Origin of the sequence: Legionella quinlivanii, assembly GCF_003265995.1 — a bacterium.
GTDB classification, from domain to species: domain Bacteria; phylum Pseudomonadota; class Gammaproteobacteria; order Legionellales; family Legionellaceae; genus Legionella_C; species Legionella_C quinlivanii_A.
In genome coordinates, this window is sequence record NZ_MVJN01000008.1 from 64,670 (window position 1) to 84,265 (window position 19,596).

Consider the following 19,596-nt stretch of genomic DNA (forward strand, 5'->3'; position numbering starts at 1 on the left):
AACAGAGGTAAAGCATGAAATAACAGTGCCTGCCTGCATTAGTCATTATCATTCATAAAAGCTGAATGAGCTTCAGCTTGGCTGTTGAGAGAATTAAGCAGACTGTCAGGAGAAACATAAAAACCAGGCTATGGGTGACTACATCTGCCACTCTCTTACTTGGTTTTTTTGGTCATATACATCTTGTAATCGGCCTGAGCCAGCATGTCTTCAAGAGTCTGATGTTCTCCTGGATTGAACTGAATGATGCCCACACTGAATTCGATGGCATACTCTTTCGGCTCTGCTGACTTCAGCGCTTGATTAAAGCGTTGAATAACTCCTGATACAGCTTTTTGATTCAGTTCGGAGCAAAATACACAAAATTCGTCGCCGCCCAAGCGGGCAATTATATCGTAATAACGAAAATTATGCACAAGAGCGTCTGCAACATGTTTTAATACTTTATCACCCTCTGCATGTCCAAATTGATCATTAATGTATTTAAATTTATCCAAATCAAAAAACAACAGGGTAAATATCTGATTCTCACGCTGGTATTTCTGAAACAGGTAGCCGGCCAGTTTTAGAAATCCCCGGCGGTTGGTTAAGCCGGTTAATTCATCGGTTATAGAAACCTGTAATTGTTCCAGATCCCTTTCAACCATCTGAGCAAGATCATGGATAAGATTCTGATCGACCTCAGCCTTCAATCGAGGCTTGTCATCAATCAGGCAAATAACTCCCACATTGTAACCTTTAATTTTTAAAGGACAGCCTAAGTAAAATCTGAAATTCGGCTCCCCTATTACAAAAGGATTATCATGAAAGCGCTCATCCCTGGTTGCATCTTCTACCACCATAATTTCATCTGAAAGAATAACATGACCACAAAATGAAGTTTTTCTGGCGGCCTCGGCAATATCAAATCCTTGGGTTGATTTCATCCATTGACGCTCCGCTTCCAGGAATGAAATCACCGAAATAGGCACGTCAAACAGCTTGCATGCGATTCGGGTTATTCTATCGAAACGCTCCTCTTTCTCGGTATCGAGTATTTGTAATTTATAAAGTGTCGCCAGGCGCTCTGCTTCATTTACTGGCTTATGCGGAGGTATCATTTATCCAATCCTTGCAAATACATTCCAATACCGATGGAGCTCTATATAGGAATAGTATATATCATAGAGGCAATCGTCTATTCCATAAATTTTATTGCTGCTTGAACAAAGCAAAACCTGATGTATGAAAATTGATTTAGATAACAGAGGGAATGAAATTGGTAGGCACGAGTGGGATCGAACCACCGACCACCACCATGTCAAGGTGGTGCTCTACCACTGAGCTACGTGCCTAGCACAACGTCGGGCATTATATTAAAGCTTTTTTCACAAAGCAAACAATTTATTTAATAATTCTGATAATAAAAAAGGCTTGAATGGACTGCGATCAATTCAAGCCTTACACGGCGAGGTTAATTGCCATGAGTTAAACCACTGCTGGCAGTTACCGGGGTAATTTGTTCCGTCTTCATACTCCCATCGCTACCAGAGCTTCGCGAAGTCGTTTCCGTTGACTTCGAGAGACATCATAGCAAATCAAAAATTAATGTCAACAATTAATTTCCAAAAGAAACCAAAAGTTTCCTTTTATCTTAGTAATTGCGCCCTGGTTTCCAATTTGTTACACTTCATTACCTTTCCTCTGATTATTAAACAATGGAAAAAGTCGACCTTAGTAAACAGTTTTCCTACCGATTACGAGACGCTATGATTGCAGCGGGATTAAACTCTCAGCGCTCAACTTCCGGTGTGTGTATTCATCAACTGGCCAGTATAACTGGCTATTCTGTGCAGATATGCAGGCGTTATCTGCGTGGCGAAGCGATTCCTGAGCCTGCCAAACTGGTAGAAATCGCGGAAAAATTGAACGTATCTCCAGGCTGGTTGTTATTTGGCGACAGTATTTCGCAGCAACCAGAAGGAGCTGAAACCCTCCTGATTCATAAGAATCTTCTGCACTATATTTTCACTCGCGCAGGAGATCTATATAATGCAAGCCGCAATAGAGGGGAGATCGCCAATTTTTTGCTGGATCTCATCAAGGACGTGAGTCAGATTAATGCAAATTCTGAACAAACCAGGAAGATTATTGATTTAGCGCTGGCATCTGCCGGGCATTTTAACCATTAGCATGGAACGTTTTAAGCAAATTCATGGAAACCAGTAGTATAGCAACAGCACATCCGCAAATGATGGATCTTCTATTTGGTCACAAGGATAAAATACAGCGCATATTTAGTGATGTACTAGGACTTCATCAAATCCATCATATGTCGGTGATATCAATTGATTCGCATGCTCGTATTCTGATTATTTCCTCTACTCCCTCGATGGAGTTTAACCTGTTTAGTCGTAATTTATGGGAATACGATTTAACTTATAACCCTGCCTGGTATCAGCGTTGTGAACAGGCAAGCTGGCAATCGCTCTATCATCCGGCGCGTTATGAGGAACTTTATTATTTACGACAGGTCAGACATGAACTGCCTGTCGGCACATCAATTGCCGAACAAGCGCAGGAAGGCGGCTATTTTATTTATTCATTAGGCAGTAACAATACCTGTATGCAAGTCCAATCTCAATTTGCTCATGAAAAAGAGTTCCTATGCAAAATTGGCCAGCATTGCAGCAGCCTGCTTGCGCCCCTGTTTTATGATTATAAGCAATAGTTTTCAAGGCTTAGCCCAGCCCGCCATAACCATTATTGATTATGAATAATAAGTCCTGCTTTTGCATTTTCACTGAGCTTTAAAGCTTCACGAATGGCCTCTTTCTTATTCTTAAAGTGTCCGCTCGCTCGCGATGCACCTTGCTTTTTCACAGTCCAGCCCTCTTCATCAGCAAATACAAGATAAAATGCGTTTTTGGCGGGTTTTAAATTCAGACTTTTTGCCAATAGTTTTTTAATGATTAGTAAATGCTCCTGCTCTTGTTTTAGAGCCGTCATAAATTCCTCTGCCAACTGTGGATATCCATTTTGCGCAGACAGTTCAATCAATGTTTCCCATGCTGCATTATCCGACAGCTCTACAGTCATTAAGGCTTCCACGGTTTGCGGAATGCTTGTTCTTGGATCAGTTAGTACCTGAATGATGCCCATCCCCAATACTCCGCTCACATCTGCACAGGGAGTCATCGCAGTAGGATCGGCGCCCAATCGGGTTATCGCTTCCTCTAACATGGCCATATGCTGAGCTTCCTCCGCGCGCAGATGCTGAAATTCCTTACATAATTCGTCTTGATTCAGTCCTTTAGCTTTTGCGAGTGCAGCATCATATATGCGAACACCAGAACGCTCATAAGCCAGGCGTTCACCCAGTTTGTCAATGAGTAATTGAAAACCCGATGGATTGCTGCTCTTGCCTTCAGCCTCAGGAATACTACCCACGGGATTGGCCTCTGCAGCCATTTGGCTTCGCTGCTTACTCAGCATGCGGCTATCTCCAGGCACGTCAGGAGGGAATTGAGTTTCCGCCTTTAGCATAGATTTCAGATTTTGTGGCTCCAGCAAGACGCCGGTAAAATTATGTCCTTGATAATTTTTCATAATAGACTCCTTGTCTTCAGTGTCTTGCACTACTAAGTTCAGTACCGGGACGCCACTGATAGCCAGCAGAGGCGATGTCAGCCGGAACACCTTCTGAATTCATATGCTCCCTGTAACGTATTGATCTTTTATCTTCTTTTTCTAAAGGTACATATTGAGCACCATTGGTGCGCAAATTAATTTCAGCTTTTAAAACTTCGAGCACAAACTCACGCTGACTTTTGAATTCAAGCATTACCGGCAAGTCACCAGTCAATAATTCAGCCGGATCTCTTTTTTCAAATTGCTTGAATAAATCGCATGCAAGATGAAATTGCCCTAATTCATAATCCAGAAATCTCTCCCATATAGCCTTAACCCGCAGGTTGCTCTCCTGCTCTACGCAGCTTAGATAAGTATAAATTTCCATTAATTCATGAATAATCCATTTTTCAATCAGAGACTCCTCTGGATCCATTAAAGAACCATATTGAGTGACATGCTGCTCTTCAATGGAGGCGATTTCAGCATAAAGCTGCCTTGCGATCGGATCAGCAAAAAGAGGCCCGATATTCATATAATAATCGTGAGTCTGGAATTCTGCGGCTGTAATCATAGCTGCATGTATTTTTGTGATTAACTGAGCCTTGTCTTTCTGATAGGAATCGCGAAGGTCATCCCTTGGTGCCCGGTGATGTTCTGATGTCGGACGCCCAGGAATTAAATCGGTATATCCCTGCAGAATATTGTTGGCATCTTTGCCTTCCAGCCGATCCAGCATTGCCGCATAGCGATACAGATGATCAAAATCTTCAAGTAATCCAAAGCGGTAAGTTTGTGCCTGATAAGGATCAGGCTCAGATTTTGCAACGGCGGCTGTTACTTCAATAGCCACTTGCTCATAGGCAATGGTGGTTTCAAGCGGTGAATGGTCAGCTGAGAGTAACCAGTTAATCTGTGTTGCCTGGTGCTGTTCTACCCGTCTTACCTGAGCTAATGGGAGCTGAAGTTCTTTATTGAAGCGGGATAAGAAATGTTTGGTGCGCAGCGCATCCAGCTCGATCCCATTTAGCAAAATAATGCGCACACGGGTAAATGCATCATCGTCCAGCTTGCTGATTGGTTTTCCTGCCAATTCTTTCCAGGTAAATTGTTGCTTATCAAGCGGACAGCCCTTCTCTTCTAAAATTGATCTGAAATTACTTGCCATATAAAGCTCCTTTTAGTTGGACTTAGCGCGTTCATCATCCTGAACAGTTTTGAAATCTGGTTTATATTATAACTATAGCATTGAACCATTTTTGACCAACCAATTCCTTGGCTTACTGCATTAAGGAGAAGTTATGACAATAGGGAAACTCATGTTCATAGGCGGTGCGGAAACACAAACAATCAATGAGTCCAAGAATTCGGAAAAATACCGCTTTGAGTTATTAGAGGAACTTTTTTCTGAATTGCGTATTGAAACACTCGAAGTGATAACCACACCCTCGAAAGAATTTGAAAAAATGAGAAAAAAATACAGTACAGTATTCGACAAAATTACCGGCACCAGACCTCATTTTATTATTTTGGGTGATGACAAGCCTGAACAATATCGCGACCGCCTTGAAAATGCCGACGCTGTTTTTTTTACAGGAGGAAACCAGGAACAGGTATTGGATTTAATGGACAATGAGTTAGTTCAAATCATTAGCCAACGCTATCACGAAGATAAATTAATTGTTGCGGGAACAAGCGCCGGAGCGATGATCCTTGCTGACCAGATGATTTGTGAAGGCGGGAATGAAGCATCGCAGGTGGATGACCATTTGAAAACAACAAAAGCTATCGGCTTGCTGGCAGAGTCAATCATTGATACGCATTTCATTCAGAGGGGCCGTTTTGCACGTCTTGCCCATGCGGTCAAACGTTTCCCGGGGCATATGGGTTATGGCATAGAAGAGAACGCCGCCCTGCTCGTTGAAAACGGTAACCATGCCAGTTGCTATGGTGGAGGAACCTTAACTATAATCGACGGCCGCAAATTACAGAAAAATGACTATAATATTACCCAGGAACTAAGCCATGAATTTGTGCTCAATTTAAAAGTACATTTGCTGATTAAGGGCTGTCAGTTCAGGCTGCCGGATTTTGATCAGGTTCATTGTTGAGGTGTCCTTCATTGTCATTTCCGCGCAGGCGGAAATCCATTTCAAACATGGCACTGTGCCAAACCATAAATAGATTTCCGCCTGCGCGGAAATGACAGGGTTGGGAGAAACTATCCATTTAAGGATTGGCGCAGATAGCGAGTCTTCAAGGCCTTCTTTATTTCCCGCCTAACAAGCGTTCCTCTTCAAAAAAGGTCACTTTTCCAGTTTTAATATCATGCAGACCAGCCACAATGCCAACCTGCCCCTTGTCCAGCAAGTCCCGGATGATGGGGCTTTGCTCCCTAATCTGTCGAACCACATTGAGCGCATTATTTCTGGCAATTTGATTGAGTAGCTGCGGACTCGTGCAATTTTCAGTGCCCGCTTCCTTTTTCGACTCTGAAACAACGGGTTTAATTTTATCCAGGATATGGTCGAGATGACCCAGATTCACATTTTCGCAGGCACCAGCCATTGCGCCGCAGGAACTGTGCCCCAAAACCACGATGAGACGCGAGCCAACCACCTTGGTTGCGAACTCCATGCTTCCCAGCATGTCATCATTGAGCACATTGCCAGCGACACGCAGAATAAACAAATCAGCCAAACCCTGATCAAAAAACAGCTCAGGTACGCTGCGCGAATCCATGCAATTGAGAATTACTGCCCAGGGATATTGTCCATAAGAGGATTGTTTAGCCTGAACCCTGTAATTTCGCTGCAGCATTTTCCCATCCAGAAAACGCTGGTTGCCTTCTTTAAGTTTCATTAACGCTTGTTTTGGAGTCATGTTCTGCTGTTTTTCAGAAGTACTGACCTTCTCAATCAGCAAAATCTCTTCCGTTGTTGCTGCAAACAGCCAGTGTCCGCAAACCCACAGTAAAACCGCTATCAAATATTTGAGCATTGTCATCTACATTCATCCTTGAAAAAATAACTAGTTAATCAGTTTCCAAGCTCTAATTCAACCCATACAGGCGCATGATCAGAAGGGCGCTCTGCTCGCCTTGGCTCTTTATCAATCCTTGAGCTAAGGCAGCAGGACGCAAGTTCATGGCTAAGCAAAATATGATCAATACGCAGACCCCGATTACGCCGAAAGGAGGCGGCGCGATAATCCCACCAGGTGAATTCAATCTCATTTTCCGGAAATAGACGAAAGCTGTCTTTTAGCCCCAGATTGAGCATGCTGGTGAAAGCTAGTCGTTCTTCAGGACTGACCATAACATTGCCAATCCATTCTGAGGGTTCATGCACATCCCGGTCTTCAGGTGCGATATTAAAATCGCCGAGAACGACTAATTTTGGGTATTGCTTCAACTGCTCTTCAATATAAGCGGTTATTTTATTGAGCCAGTCCAATTTGTACAGGTATTTATCCGAACCCACGCTGGAACCATTGGGGATGTAAAGATTTATAAAGCGTATTCCCTCCAGCGTGAGCGCCAGAATACGGCGTTGCGGATCCTCGAGATCGGGTATATCAGTAAGAATGTCCTGAGGTGCACTACGACTGATTACGGCCACTCCGTTATAGGATTTTTGACCGGAGAACACGACATGATAACCTAGCTCTCTGAATAAATTGGCGGGAAAATTGTCGTCGAGTAATTTGGTTTCCTGTAAGGCCAGAATATCAATTTCGTTTTTTTGAAGCCAATCAATAACCTGTTCCAGGCGTATTTTTAAAGAATTTACATTCCAGCTTGCAAATTTAAGCACACCAATCTCCAGTGTAGTCAATTATTAAGGGCGCATGATCAGAAAAGCGATCTGCAGCATGAATCGACACGGTATTTACTGACTCTGTTAAACCAGGAGTAATCACCTGATAATCAATCCGCCATCCAATATTATTTTCTCTGGCGGTTTTACTGCGCTGCGACCACCAGGTGTATTGCTCAGGATGAGGGTTTTTTACCCGAAAAGCATCGACAAATCCCAATTCGCCGAATAATTTATCCATCCAGGCTCTTTCTTCCGGTAAAAATCCGGAGTTTTTCTGATTGGAACGCCAGTTTTTCAAATCGATTTGCTTATGAGCGATATTGTAATCACCGCAAAGTATTAACTCTCTGCCCTCTTTCTTCAGGCTATCAAGATGCAGGGCAAACCGTTCAAGAAAATCAAATTTTACCTGTTGACGGATATCACCGCTGGTTCCTGAAGGAAGATAAAGAGAAACGACACTGAGTCTGGGATAATCAAACTGAATATAGCGGCCCTCCCTATCGCAAAAATCAAACCCCAGGCCCTTTACAATACGTTGTGGTTTATGGCGGGCATAAATTCCTACGCCGCTGTAACCTTTTTTTTCAGCGTCATAATAATCGCAAAAATAAGGCTCTGGATAATAGATGTTATCTAAAAGCAGCTGCTCGCGCTGCGCTTTGGTTTCCTGAATACAGACAAAATCGGCATCCTGCTGCATTAACCATGAATAAAAACCACCACGCGCTGCGGCACGAATCCCATTGGCATTAAAACTGATAACTTTCACAAATTGACCCTTTAGTACTTCTTACAAAATATACAGTATCTTTTAAAAGAGAAACTGAACTAATATTCCATAGTCATAAGATTAACTCACATTTTACCGAATTGCCTCGCAAAGCAAAATACTTTGCATTAAGGCTCTATGATTCGTTATGACTATCGTTTAGGATATTTCTCTAGCCACAACAGGGACAGTTTCATGCGATTAAAACGGACGACCATACTGATTAATCTAATCGTCCTTGCCATTGTTTCACTCAGCGCCTGTAATAAAGAGCAGAAAAAACCTGCCGCAGCGCCCGCTGAAGTGATTGTGGCCTATCCTTTGAAAAAGAAAATCATCGAATGGGATGAATATACCGGGCGCTTTCAGGCGATTCAGGAAGTGGATGTGCGCGCAAGAGTCACCGGCTACCTGCAGGAAATCAAATTCAAAGACGGACAGCGTGTAAAAAAAGGCGATGTGCTTTTCATTATCGATCCGCGGCCTTTTGAGTACGCACTGGCACGCGCACAGGCCCAGTTTGAAGTGGCGAAACGAGGTTATGAACGTGCAATTAAGTTGCAGAAAGAAAGTTTCATTTCCGCAGAAGTGATTGATCAACGTCTTCAGGAAATGCAAGTCGCAGAGACCCGAGTCAATGAGGCGAAACTCAATGTAGAATTTACACAGATTACCTCCCCAATCGATGGCAAGATCAGCCGCTACTTTGTCAGTGTCGGCAACTTGGTCCGCATGGATGATACGGTGTTAACCCGTGTGGTTTCAGTCGACCCTATCCATTTCTATTTTGAAGCCAGTCAGAATGACTTATTAAAATACATCCGACTCGATCGCGCCGGCAAACGTCCAAGCTCGGATCGCTATCCTAACCAGATTCTGATTCAGCTTCCCGATGAGAAAGGCTTCCCGCATCAGGGTAAAATGGATTTCGTAGACAATATAGTGGATCAGCAAACAGGCACCATTCAAGGCAGGGCGTTAGTTCCAAATCCTGATGCAGTAATCTATCCTGGCCTGTTTGGCAGAGCGCGTTTAATAGCCAGTGGGGAATATGAAGCTTTATTGCTTCCCGATAAAGCTATCAGCATGGATCAGAGCCGGCAGTTTGTCTATGTGGTGAACGATAAAAATCAGGTTAGCCGAGTCTATATTGAACTCGGTCCCTTAAGAGACAGTGGATTTTATATCATTCGCAAAGGGCTTAAAGCGAATGAAAAAGTAGTGATTGATGGGATACAACGCATTCAGATTGCTGATCAATTGGTGAAACCCAAACTTATTACGCTCAAGGAATAACTGACTCAATGAAAATTGCGCACTTTTTTATAGATCGCCCTATTTTTGCAACAGTTATTGCCCTTATTATTGTGCTGGTGGGCAGTCTTTCCTATATGAATCTGCCTGTTGAGCAATATCCCCCCATCGTTCCTCCCACTATTCAGGTGACTGCTCAGTATCCCGGGGCTGATGCCAAAACAGTAGCGGATACGGTGGCAACACCCATTGAGCAGGAAGTTAATGGAGTTGAGAATATGCTGTACATGGACTCTCAATCCACCAGTGACGGCCAGATGCGTCTGACTATTGCCTTCAAAATTGGTACCGATCTGGATCAGGCGCAGGTATTGGTGCAAAACAGGGTGGCGATTGTTGAGCCAAAACTTCCGGAAGAGGTTCGGCGCATCGGCATTACCACAGTGAAAAACTCGCCTGACTTAATGTTAGTGATTAACCTCTTCTCACCCAATAACAAATATGATCAAACCTATATCGGCAACTACGCCGTCCTGCAATTGCGCGATAAAATCCGGCGGATTGACGGTGTGGGCGATATTCGTCTTTTTGGTGCCAGTGAATACGCCATGCGCATTTGGCTCAATCCTGATCTGATGAATTCAGCCGATATTACCGCCAGCGATGTATTAGCAGCCCTTCGCTCACAAAATGTTCAGGTAGCCAGTGGGATTTTGAACCAGCAGCCACAAGATCGACAATTCGGGATCGAATTTAACATAGAGACGCAGGGAAGACTGATTAAACCTGAGGAATTCGAGAAGATCATTATCAAGTCCAAAGATGGACGCATTGTTTATCTTCGCGATATAGGAAGAGTTGAGCTGGGAACACAGAATTATTTAATCAAGGGATGGTTAAATAAATACCCTGCAGTCGCATTACCTGTTTTCCAGCGACCAGGCACTAATGCCCTGCAGACGGCAAAAGAAATCGTTGCAACCATGAAAGAGCTCTCCCCTCGCTTTCCTCCAGGCTTGTCCTATAAAATTGCCTATAACCCCACTCTATTTGTTCAAGAGTCAATCAATGCTGTACAGCATACTATTTTTGAAGCGATTGCTCTGGTTGTGCTCGTTATTATTATTTTTCTGCAGACCTGGCGTGCAGCAATTATCCCGATCATAGCAATCCCCGTTTCCCTGATTGGGAGTTTCGTAGTTCTTGAAGCGATTGGTTTTTCATTAAACTATCTGACTTTGTTTGGATTGGTTTTAGCTATTGGTATTGTGGTTGATGATGCGATTGTAGTCGTCGAAAATATGGAAAGAAATATCCATAATGGCATGGAACCGCGCGATGCGGCCAGGAAAACCATGACCGAGGTGGGCTCTGCCCTGGTCGCAATCGGGCTGGTTTTAGTCGCAGTCTTTTTGCCCACCTTATTTTTAGAGGGTATTTCCGGGAAATTTTACCAGCAGTTTGGAGCCACGGTTGCCGTCGCAACGATAATCTCGGTTTTTGTTTCCCTGACTTTAAGTCCGGCACTGGCGGCACTTCTACTTAGAAAACCACCGGAACATCAGCAGCAAAATCTGCCCTTCTGGCGAAAACCCTTTCACCGAATGGCCAGAGGATTTAACCACTGCATGGAAAGAGGTTCAGAAAAATACGGCAGGCTGGTCTGTAAGCTGACTCGCCGAAATGGTTTGATGATAGTGATTTATCTGATTTTAATAAGCTCCACCATTTTTCTGTTCAGAAGCATTCCCGGCGGCTTCATTCCCAAACAGGATATTGGATATTTTATCGTCTCCATCCAGTTACCCTCAGGCGCCTCACTTTCCCGCACTGATGAGGTAGTTAAACAGGCGATTGACAAACTGCTGGCAATTCCTGGCGTTGCGAATGCGGTTGGCTTCACCGGATTTTCGGGCGCGACCTTTACGAACTCATCAAATAACGGGGCAATTTTTGCAGTTCTCGAGTCCTTTGAAAAACGAGAAAAAAAGAATTTGTCTTATGATGGCATTCTAAATCGCATGCGTCAGGAGCTTGGCAGTATCCTTGATGCGACCATTGTGGTGATTCCACCGCCTCCGGTGCGCGGGATCGGCAACGCCGGTGGTTTTAAAATGATGATTCAGGATCGGGCCGGTCTTGGAACGAATGAACTTGAGAAAGCCACGCTTGATTTAGCTGCCCGCGCTAATCAGGCAGAGGCCACTACTTCAGTGTTTACCTTTTTTGAAAATAAGACACCGCGTCTTCGTCTTAATTTCGACAGGGATCGCGCGGAGCGGCTGGGCGTTCGTGTGGCCAGCGTTATTGAAGCCCTGGAAGTGTATCTGGGTTCGGTATTCATTAATGAATTCAACTATCTGGGCCGGACATTCAGAGTCATCGCGCAGGCAGATGCCAATTATCGCCTGACCCCGGATGACGTGCTGCGTTTAAAAGTACGTAATGAAGAAGGACAGATGGTTCCCATTGGCTCAGTAGCGAGATTAGAAAACACTACGGGCCCCTCGCGTATTCCCCATTTTAATTTATATCCCGCTATTGAATTATTGGGGGATACCAAGCCTGGCTATAGTTCAGGAACCGCACTGGACACAATGGAACAACTGGCCCGGCAGTTTTTGCCTTATGGCCTGGACTTTGAATGGACTGAAATCGCCTTTCAGGAACGAGCGGTTGGTAATACTGCGGTAATTGCCTTTACCTTAAGCGTAGTCTTCGTTTTCCTGCTGCTAGCGGCTCAGTATGAGAGCTGGATTTTGCCTTTAGCCATTATTTTAATTGTACCGATGTGCCTTTTTTCTTCACTTATTGGTATTAAATTATTGGGCATGGATAACAATATCATGACGCAAATCGGCTTTTTGGTGTTAGTCGGCCTGGCCTCCAAAAATGCGATTTTAATTGTGGAGTTTGCCCGCCAGCTTGAAAACCAGGGGGAGAGCCGCTGGAAAGCCGCGATGGAAGCCGCCCGGCTTCGGTTACGACCCATTTTGATGACTTCTTTTGCGTTTATCCTAGGGGTTTTTCCTTTGGTTATCGCAATTGGTGCAGGCGCTGAGATGAGACGAGCATTGGGGGTTGCGGTATTTAGCGGAATGCTGGGAGTTACTTTTTTTGGACTTGTCTTCACACCGGTGTTTTACGTTATCAGCAGTTATTTAGGCTCTCTCTGGAAGAAAGATGAAAAAATCCCCTCTCCCAAGCTGGGAGAGGGCAAGGGTGAGGGTTAATTTTAAATCCCTCTCTAACTCTCCCTGAGGGAGAGAGGATTTTCAGCAAAGAAAAGTGCCCAGATAATCGTCAGTTTTTAAAGGACAGTCCTCCACGCCCTCCAGGAGATTTAATTCCTGGGTTTGCTTCAGAAAATTATCTGGATTCTCAATGACGCGCTTTACCAATTCAACCAAGGCCTGCTGGCAGTACATGCTATCGCAAAGCGTTGAATAATATTCATAGCCTAAAACAACCTGGGCAACCGCGGTTAAACAATTATTAGGGCGCTGCATACTGCCATCTGGTTTCCTTTCCGGAAACAAATGATAAGGCCTTTTATATTCAATCAATTCTTTTTCCCTTGCTAAATAATCATCGGAACTCACTTTAACCCCAGGGCCTAAAGGCAATTGAGCAATCAGCAGAGGATAAGTGCCATTCAAGTTCAGGGATCGCTGATACCATTTCCTGATATCGCCCTTAAAACCATCAAACGTCGGATTATATACATACATTTGCTCGTCTAACTTCTGCTCCGAAGATTTACCCTCGAACTGAGCATCCCGATAGGCATTCCGCTTACCGACTATCGATAATGTATCAGGTCTTTTACTGACATGCCCCATAATTTGACCTTGAGTATTCGTCAAAAAGGAGAAGCCATGACCAGGATACAAACCAGCTCCCTTACTCATTTTCTGAGTGGGCGTCACCCCTATGAATAGTGAATTGGGATGCCTTTTGACCATCTGTTCCACTGAATCAGTTACGTGAATGATCGACTCTTGCTCCTTTTCTTCATCTTTATTTTTCTTATGAGCAACATCTGATGCATAATGAGTCTGCAGATTGATTTGAAGCAAGTGACCATTCCTGGAATGATTCTGGCTAAATAAAAATCCAAGCTGTCTGGTAACCAGTTGCTCAGGGCTGTTCAAGCCGCATATGCTGCGCACTTGTGGAGCTGGGAAAGCAGTTAATCGTGGACTCTGCTGTGTACTGAATGCTTTGAAAAAATTAAACATAAGATTCTCTCAGTTAAACCAAGATTATCTGTTCCATTGATAAATATGGTATTTGCGTATAAGTAGTTGCGCTAATAATGTCCTGTTCAAGCACAATGCCGAGGTTACAACGACAAGAGGCAAGGAAGGCGAAGGACAGTCATCTTATTCTTGAGTGTTCCAATAACCAGAGCAGCAGAGATTGAGGAGGCTTTGGTGTTTATCTGGATGTGAGAATAAGTTGCATGCATAATGACATCTCTAACAAGTTGGATTAATTTTAAACTGATACAGAATGTACTGTTACTATACATGATGAAGAGATTGTTATCAACATGAAATATACATCTCTGAGCTATCTAAAAATATTGACTGAGGGAAGATAGGTACACAAAAAACCGTCTTTGCGAGCGTTAGCGAAGCAATCCACCTCCTTACTTTGTTCAAATTTGATCTGGATTGCTTCACTTTGTTCGCAAAGACAACGACAGGTTTGGCTGCTGTTGATTCTATTTACGTAACAACGCCTCGCGGGAACTTCTTAACTTGATGGCAGTGTCCCTATAGCTCAGGGAACTGTCTCAAAGCCGCTTGAGCCAATCGCTGTCCGAGGCGGCGAGCCAGAACGATTTCATCTTCAGTTAAGGGACTTTGATTATCGAGTCCCGCCACATGAGAAGCGCCATAGGGAGAACCTCCGGATTGAGTTGTGTTAAGCGCCGCTTCCGTATAAGGGATCCCTAAAATTATCATGCCATGATGCAGCAAAGGCATCATCATACTGATTAATGTCGTCTCCTGGCCGCCATGCATGGAGCCGGTGGAAGTAAATACACAGGCTGGTTTATCCACTAAAGCACCTGAAAGCCATAATGCAGTGCTTGAATCAAGAAAATACTTAAGCGGTGCCGCCATATTCCCGAAACGAGTAGGACTTCCCAAAGCCAGACCGCTGCAATGCTGCAAGTCTTCGAGACTGGCATAGGGAGCTCCTTCCTCTGGAACCGGAGGAGCTGTCGCCTCACAGGCCGGCGAGACGGCTGGAACAGTTCGCAGGCGGGCCTCAATCCCTTCAATGCTTTCAACGCCTCTGGCAATGTATTTCGCCAATTGCGCGGTGGCCCCTTTGCGTGAGTAATATAAAATCAAAATATAGGGTTTTTGTTTCATCATAGAAATTCCTCTCTGAGTTCCTGAGCAGAGGAATGCACAGGAGATGCTATTCGAATGGTCGATTTGACAATCCAGAGCACCCAGGCACTAAACGTCAACCCGCCTACCGCCAGAAGCATGGGTAAACTGGCACCTACCTGCGCTATCATCCCGGTGAAAAGAGAGGTCAGGCCAAAGCATAAGGCCATAATCGAGCCGGTAACGCCCATAACCCAACCCTGCTCTCTGGCACTTACCAGATGAGAAAAAATAGTCAAAAGCACTGAGTATGCGACTGACAGGCTAATACCGATAATAAAAGTAGCCGTCCATGCAACCCAGGCTTCGCCGGCCAATAGCATAATCAACACTTGCGAAGCAGTTATCAATAACCCAATAATCACTACCCGGTTATATTCAAAGCGCCTGGTGCAAAAATCAACAATATAGCCGCAGCCAATACTAAATCCAAGTCCCATGAATGCCAGGAAAAAGGAATTTTCCATTACTGAATAATGGTAATACTGGAAAAGATACATGGGGATGAATGAAAAATAGTTACTCCAGCCAAAAATCATGATCAGAAGTACCACCGAATATTTGGCAATTTTGGGATGTTTAAAGGCTGAAATAATAATATTGATGGAATGATGCCAGCGGATATTAATTTTCTCATTGCCTGCGGTGAAGGTTTCTTTAAAGGAAAACGCCAGAATAATCGCGTTAAACAGCGAGATCGCCGCAGCAAAATACATCGGTGTGGAAAAATTAAACCAGCTTACCAGACGGGAGTCTGAAAGAAGACCTCCAAAAACAGGGCCAAGCACGAATCCCAGGGAAACCGCCAGGAGGATCCAGCCGATATTTCTTGCCTTGTTATCCTCGGAACTGACATCAACAATCGCAGCCTGCGCAATAGGCTGACTGCCAGCCGTAAATCCTGCAATCATTCTGCCGAGAATCAAGGCCCAGAAACTGCTGTACATAATTGCGATTGCCGATAGCAAATAGCCCAGGAAAGCCCCTACCAGACAGATCATCAATGATTTTTTACGCCCGACATTATCAGAAAGATCACCCAACACTGCCGCGCCAAAAAACCAGCAGAGCATAAAGATGCCAATGGTCAGTCCGTAATAAAAATCGCGCATACCTTCGCTGAGAGAAGCTGGTAGAAAGCCCGATCCTGGCTCAATAATGATGGCATTTAATATGGGAAATAATAAACCCAGCCCCATTCCATCGATAAATAATACCAAAAACAAAGGCAGAATTGCCGTCAGTGATTTTTGCTTAGTCATAATTCAATCCTAATAAAGCACTCTCATAACCCGCTGAAATATTAATAGCAACATGAGAGAACAGGAGCGCTACATTCTTGTAACAATCCCGACATTGAAGCGTCAGGTACTTTGATATGCACCAGGGCATAATATGAAGTTAGTTGTTCATTTTCTTAGCCAACCAAAAAGAGGACAACAGTCAGGAGAACTGATGAGCCTCTATATTAGCAAGAAGTTTGACGGATAGCCATCTATTAAAAAGCAATGTATAATAAGTGAACTTTTTTCGAGACTATTCATTCGCTCTACAAAGTACTCTGCCCATTTGTGAAAATCAGCAGTCGGGCCTGGATGACTGGCGGCTATTGGTAACACCATCTATGAATGCTCTCTTTTGTTTATGTTGATTGCCATGTCACAGCCTTTAATTAATATTTCCCGGAAACAGGCTTTATACTTTGCAGGTTTCCTTGTTCTGTACCAATTCCTGACCTACATTGCCAATGATATGATCATGCCAGGAATGATCCAGGTGGTTTCATCATTTAATGGTTCAGAAGCAGCCATCGCTACGTCTTTAACCGTGTATATCCTGGGTGGAGCCAGTCTGCAGCTTTTTTTAGGCCCACTTTCGGATGCCTTCGGCAGACGCCCGGTCATGCTCGTCGGAGTCGCTTTGTTTGGAATTTTTACATTACTCATTGCCGGCTCACACTCAATGACCCAGTTTTTGATCGCCCGCTATTTTCAGGGGATGGGCTTATGTTTTATTGCGGTGGTGGGCTATGCCACTCTGCAGGAAATTTTTGCCGAAATGGATGCTATTCGTTTAATCGCTGTTCTATCCAATGTTGCCTCTCTGGCTCCTCTTATTGGGCCGCTGGCTGGTGCCGCCTTCATCCTGTTATTTCACTGGCGAGGCATTTTTCTGCTGATCGCATTCTTTACTTTTATTGCCCTGCTTGGTCTGAACTATTTTATGCCGGAATCAGTGGGGGCTCGGAAAAAAGACGGTGAGCTGATACCAAAAATTTCGTTGGCGCCTCGTGTAATCGCAGGAAACTATTTCAGGTTACTAACCAACAGTGAATTCATGATCGGTGCGATTGCCTCAGGTATTCTGGCAATTCCCTGTATTGCCTGGATTGCCATCTCGCCGATCATTTTAGTTACGGATGCTAAACTAAGCGTTGTCCAGTATGCACTCTGGCAATTACCTATCTTTAGTGCCGGAATCGCCGGTAACTTTTATCTGCGCAGGCTCACCCATCATCAATCTGTCAGACAAATTATTATTAATGGTTCCCTGATTTTCAGTTTGGGTTTATTACTTTGTTATTTACTTCCAATACTATTCTCCTCAAGTTACATCTGGTTAATGCCAGGCCTTGTGATTTATGGATTTGCATTGGGCGTACTGCAGGCACCATTAAACCGCTATGTGTTATTCTGCACGCCGGTTGCAAAAGGAACAGCATATGCAATGATCAGTTTAATCAGTATGTGTGCTCAGGCGATTGGCGTGGAGATAGCTAATCATGTCTATGTAGAGCATAATAATCTTCATTTTGGCTTTTTTTGTTTTGTGGCGGGCTTTGTGTATTTGTTGGGATTAATACTAATGTTTAGATTATCCTCGAGAAAGCAGCTGAAACAAATCAGTCAGACAGCATGAGGCACGCCGTCATCTCGAACGCAGTGAGAGATCTCCCAAATCTTGGTTTGTGCCAGCATTCGGAAATCTCTCACTGCGTTCGAGATGACTGGGCATGACATGGCATGACACAGTTTGATGAACACTCTCAACGGTATCGATGATACAATAGGTATAAAAACTATAAAGGACAGTGCGAACGAATGGACTTGAAAATCTGGCTGAAAAACCGTTATGAAACCAGCAAACGTTTTGTCTATTTTGTGGTGGATCATTTTTTTGAAGATGACTGCACCTATCGAGCGTCTGCATTAGCATTTACCAGTCTTTTAGCGATCGTTCCATTAATGACCGTTGGTTTATCCATCTTGTCATCATTTCCGGTATTTCAGGGCCTTATCCAGCCCCTGCAGAATTTCATTTTCGATAATTTCGTCCCCGCTACCGGTGCGGTTATACAGACCTATATTCAGCAATTTACCGCGCAAGTTTCAAAATTACCGGTATGGGGAGTCATTTTTCTCATAGTAACTGCGCTATTAGTGATGGTGACTATTGAAAAGGCGATGAATAAAATCTGGCGAGTGAATTGCTCTCGCCATGGTGTTTCGGCGTTTTTACTTTACTGGGCTATCTTGTCGCTTGCACCAGTCTTTTTAGGCTTAAGTCTGGCTGCCAGCTCCTATCTTTTTTCTCTTCCCTTAATGAAGACCCCATTTACCCCTTCTTTTTTATTCAATTATTTACCTTTTTTTCTATCATTAACCGGTTTTACGTTTTTGTATGTGGTCGTACCTAATCGACCTGTGCAATTTCGCCACGGGTTTTGGGGCGCATTATTCGCAACTATTTTATTTGAATCAGCAAAGCAGGCTTTTGCCTATTATCTGGGGCGCTACAATACCTATCAGCTGCTTTATGGTGCTTTTGCCACCGTTCCCATCTTTTTTGTCTGGATATACTGGGTATGGATTATTACTTTATTGGGTGCGGAAATTTCCTATGCATTGGCTGTGCATCATCAAAGACGAACCGGCACGGCACTACCAGGCTTTCTCCATGCCTTACTGTGGCTTAAGCTTTTATGGGAAGCACAAAAGCGAGGTAAAGGATTAACATTGGCAGAACTAACCGAAGCCAGTGTAAGACCTTATGCGGTAGACATTGGTAAAATGATTGAAATTCTGGAAAATTTAAAGCTGATTCACCCTGACAACGATGAGACCTATCATTTAAGCCGTGATTTAAGTGATGTTTCGCTTTATTGGCTTAGCCAGCAATTACCCTTTCAGCTGCCGGTACAGAATGAATTGAAACATGATGACTGGCAGCCTTGGGCCAAGGTGTTTAGCGAAGCGGACAACGAGTTAAAATCGACACTGTCTCTATCCCTGAGAGATTTGTATACGAATGCTGACAGTAATGAGATAGCAATGGCCTTTTCCAAAAAAATCGACGAATAACTGCGCATTGATAAATTGAATATAGGGGCACAAAAACCGTCTTTGCGAACGTAGTGAAGCAATCCAGCGTCTCCCCCCGAGCAAGTTTCGATCTGGATTGCTTCACTACGTTCGCAAAGACGACATGGCTGGGAAGTCACGGTACGTGGCATCGTAAAGCCGTACATTGGGCCAAGGTCATCGCCTACTTCTTCTCTCCACCGCCATCCTGTTTATTGACAGTGCGCCAGGCTCGTTCTTCGGCCTCTTTATGAGAGACGCCTTTTTTCTCATAACTGTCTTCAATATGTTCGGCTTTGCGTTTTTGTTTGGCCGTATATTTTGATTTATCTCCACGTGGCATGGTAATCTCCCTAATGAATACAATC

The 19,596-nt window shown here is 44.0% G+C and carries 17 protein-coding genes and 1 tRNA gene; 7 read left to right on the plus strand and 11 right to left on the minus strand.

Translation table 11 applies throughout. The features are described 5' to 3' along the window. Positions 1-155: 155 nt before the first annotated feature. Together B1207_RS11235 and B1207_RS11240 are read right to left on the minus strand one after the other, a co-directional pair. Positions 156-1,100 carry a sensor domain-containing diguanylate cyclase gene (locus tag B1207_RS11235; protein WP_112220064.1) on the minus strand — a complete coding sequence of 315 codons (945 nt, stop codon included), beginning with the start codon at positions 1,098-1,100 and terminating at the stop codon, positions 156-158. 159 nt (positions 1,101-1,259) lie between these two features. Next, positions 1,260-1,334, minus strand: a tRNA-Val gene (locus B1207_RS11240). A gap of 363 nt (positions 1,335-1,697) precedes the next feature. Here B1207_RS11240 and B1207_RS11245 point away from each other — a divergent pair. Continuing rightward, positions 1,698-2,171 (plus strand): helix-turn-helix domain-containing protein, encoded by a 474-nt coding sequence (locus B1207_RS11245; protein ID WP_058507825.1) that lies wholly within the window; start codon positions 1,698-1,700, stop codon positions 2,169-2,171. Positions 2,172-2,194: 23 nt separating this feature from the next. Next, positions 2,195-2,710: a hypothetical protein gene (locus B1207_RS11250; protein ID WP_112220065.1), complete on the plus strand. Its 516-nt coding sequence runs from the start codon at positions 2,195-2,197 to the stop codon at positions 2,708-2,710. Positions 2,711-2,742: 32 nt separating this feature from the next. Here the strand turns inward: B1207_RS11250 and B1207_RS11255 are convergent, their stop codons facing one another. Both B1207_RS11255 and B1207_RS11260 read right to left on the minus strand, forming a co-directional pair. Next, positions 2,743-3,588, minus strand: coding sequence for a demethoxyubiquinone hydroxylase family protein (locus B1207_RS11255; protein ID WP_216362466.1), 846 nt, complete (start codon positions 3,586-3,588; stop codon positions 2,743-2,745). A gap of 16 nt (positions 3,589-3,604) precedes the next feature. Next, positions 3,605-4,777, minus strand: coding sequence for a hypothetical protein (locus tag B1207_RS11260; protein ID WP_112220066.1), 1,173 nt, complete (start codon positions 4,775-4,777; stop codon positions 3,605-3,607). Positions 4,778-4,910: 133 nt separating this feature from the next. Here B1207_RS11260 and B1207_RS11265 point away from each other — a divergent pair, with 133 nt between their 5' ends. Continuing rightward, positions 4,911-5,720 (plus strand): cyanophycinase, encoded by an 810-nt coding sequence (locus B1207_RS11265; RefSeq protein ID WP_112220067.1) that lies wholly within the window; start codon positions 4,911-4,913, stop codon positions 5,718-5,720. A 157-nt stretch (positions 5,721-5,877) separates the two neighbouring features. On the opposite strand, the gene B1207_RS11270 is transcribed toward B1207_RS11265, so the two are convergent. The 3 genes from B1207_RS11270 to B1207_RS11280 are packed head-to-tail and all read right to left on the minus strand — an operon-like array spanning position 5,878 to position 8,202. Next, positions 5,878-6,615 carry a carbonic anhydrase gene (locus tag B1207_RS11270; RefSeq protein ID WP_112220068.1) on the minus strand — a complete coding sequence of 246 codons (738 nt, stop codon included), beginning with the start codon at positions 6,613-6,615 and terminating at the stop codon, positions 5,878-5,880. A gap of 32 nt (positions 6,616-6,647) precedes the next feature. Continuing rightward, positions 6,648-7,424, minus strand: a complete 777-nt coding sequence (gene xth / locus B1207_RS11275; protein ID WP_112220069.1) for an exodeoxyribonuclease III — start codon at positions 7,422-7,424, stop codon at positions 6,648-6,650. Continuing rightward, on the minus strand, positions 7,417-8,202 hold the full coding sequence (locus tag B1207_RS11280) for an exodeoxyribonuclease III (RefSeq protein ID WP_112220070.1): 786 nt from the start codon (positions 8,200-8,202) through the stop codon (positions 7,417-7,419). Before B1207_RS11280 ends, xth begins: the two co-directional genes overlap by 8 nt. A gap of 195 nt (positions 8,203-8,397) precedes the next feature. On the opposite strand from B1207_RS11280, the gene B1207_RS11285 reads away from it, so the two are divergent. Next, positions 8,398-9,498, plus strand: a complete 1,101-nt coding sequence (locus B1207_RS11285) for an efflux RND transporter periplasmic adaptor subunit (RefSeq protein WP_112220071.1) — start codon at positions 8,398-8,400, stop codon at positions 9,496-9,498. A gap of 8 nt (positions 9,499-9,506) precedes the next feature. Further along, positions 9,507-12,689: an efflux RND transporter permease subunit gene (locus B1207_RS11290; protein ID WP_112220072.1), complete on the plus strand. Its 3,183-nt coding sequence runs from the start codon at positions 9,507-9,509 to the stop codon at positions 12,687-12,689. Positions 12,690-12,731: 42 nt separating this feature from the next. Here the strand turns inward: B1207_RS11290 and B1207_RS11295 are convergent, their stop codons facing one another. The 3 genes from B1207_RS11295 to B1207_RS11305 form a co-directional block, all read right to left on the minus strand. Then, the gene (locus B1207_RS11295) at positions 12,732-13,697 is read right to left on the minus strand and encodes a hypothetical protein (protein WP_112220073.1); all 966 of its coding nucleotides are present in this window, start codon (positions 13,695-13,697) and stop codon (positions 12,732-12,734) included. 540 nt (positions 13,698-14,237) lie between these two features. Then, positions 14,238-14,846 carry an NAD(P)H:quinone oxidoreductase gene (gene wrbA / locus B1207_RS11300; RefSeq protein WP_112220184.1) on the minus strand — a complete coding sequence of 203 codons (609 nt, stop codon included), beginning with the start codon at positions 14,844-14,846 and terminating at the stop codon, positions 14,238-14,240. Beyond that, a complete protein-coding gene (locus tag B1207_RS11305; protein ID WP_112220074.1) occupies positions 14,846-16,129 on the minus strand; it encodes an MFS transporter in 1,284 nt (427 codons plus the stop codon). The genes wrbA and B1207_RS11305 overlap by 1 nt, the downstream gene beginning before the upstream one ends. Positions 16,130-16,523: 394 nt before the next feature. Here B1207_RS11305 and B1207_RS11310 point away from each other — a divergent pair, with 394 nt between their 5' ends. Together B1207_RS11310 and B1207_RS11315 are read left to right on the plus strand one after the other, a co-directional pair. Continuing rightward, on the plus strand, positions 16,524-17,786 hold the full coding sequence (locus tag B1207_RS11310) for an MdfA family multidrug efflux MFS transporter (protein WP_112220185.1): 1,263 nt from the start codon (positions 16,524-16,526) through the stop codon (positions 17,784-17,786). Between the two features lie 182 nt (positions 17,787-17,968). Beyond that, positions 17,969-19,228 carry a YihY family inner membrane protein gene (locus B1207_RS11315; protein WP_112220075.1) on the plus strand — a complete coding sequence of 420 codons (1,260 nt, stop codon included), beginning with the start codon at positions 17,969-17,971 and terminating at the stop codon, positions 19,226-19,228. 184 nt (positions 19,229-19,412) lie between these two features. Here the strand turns inward: B1207_RS11315 and B1207_RS15980 are convergent, their stop codons facing one another. Next, the gene (locus B1207_RS15980; protein ID WP_058507838.1) at positions 19,413-19,571 is read right to left on the minus strand and encodes a hypothetical protein; all 159 of its coding nucleotides are present in this window, start codon (positions 19,569-19,571) and stop codon (positions 19,413-19,415) included. Between the last annotated feature and the right edge of the window lie 25 nt (positions 19,572-19,596).

Excerpts from the sequence above, each read along its gene's own strand:
- B1207_RS11235 (WP_112220064.1), bottom strand. The coding sequence starts at position 1,100 with ATGATACCTCCGCATAAGCCAGTAAATGAAGCAGAGCGCCTGGCGACA.
- B1207_RS11245 (WP_058507825.1), top strand. The coding sequence starts at position 1,698 with ATGGAAAAAGTCGACCTTAGTAAACAGTTTTCCTACCGATTACGAGAC.
- B1207_RS11250 (WP_112220065.1), top strand. The coding sequence starts at position 2,195 with ATGGAAACCAGTAGTATAGCAACAGCACATCCGCAAATGATGGATCTT.
- B1207_RS11255 (WP_216362466.1), bottom strand. The coding sequence starts at position 3,588 with ATGAAAAATTATCAAGGACATAATTTTACCGGCGTCTTGCTGGAGCCA.
- B1207_RS11260 (WP_112220066.1), bottom strand. The coding sequence starts at position 4,777 with ATGGCAAGTAATTTCAGATCAATTTTAGAAGAGAAGGGCTGTCCGCTT.
- B1207_RS11265 (WP_112220067.1), top strand. The coding sequence starts at position 4,911 with ATGACAATAGGGAAACTCATGTTCATAGGCGGTGCGGAAACACAAACA.
- B1207_RS11270 (WP_112220068.1), bottom strand. The coding sequence starts at position 6,615 with ATGACAATGCTCAAATATTTGATAGCGGTTTTACTGTGGGTTTGCGGA.
- B1207_RS11285 (WP_112220071.1), top strand. The coding sequence starts at position 8,398 with ATGCGATTAAAACGGACGACCATACTGATTAATCTAATCGTCCTTGCC.
- B1207_RS11290 (WP_112220072.1), top strand. The coding sequence starts at position 9,507 with ATGAAAATTGCGCACTTTTTTATAGATCGCCCTATTTTTGCAACAGTT.
- B1207_RS11295 (WP_112220073.1), bottom strand. The coding sequence starts at position 13,697 with ATGTTTAATTTTTTCAAAGCATTCAGTACACAGCAGAGTCCACGATTA.
- wrbA (WP_112220184.1), bottom strand. The coding sequence starts at position 14,846 with ATGAAACAAAAACCCTATATTTTGATTTTATATTACTCACGCAAAGGG.
- B1207_RS11305 (WP_112220074.1), bottom strand. The coding sequence starts at position 16,129 with ATGACTAAGCAAAAATCACTGACGGCAATTCTGCCTTTGTTTTTGGTA.
- B1207_RS11310 (WP_112220185.1), top strand. The coding sequence starts at position 16,524 with ATGTCACAGCCTTTAATTAATATTTCCCGGAAACAGGCTTTATACTTT.
- B1207_RS11315 (WP_112220075.1), top strand. The coding sequence starts at position 17,969 with ATGGACTTGAAAATCTGGCTGAAAAACCGTTATGAAACCAGCAAACGT.
- B1207_RS15980 (WP_058507838.1), bottom strand. The coding sequence starts at position 19,571 with ATGCCACGTGGAGATAAATCAAAATATACGGCCAAACAAAAACGCAAA.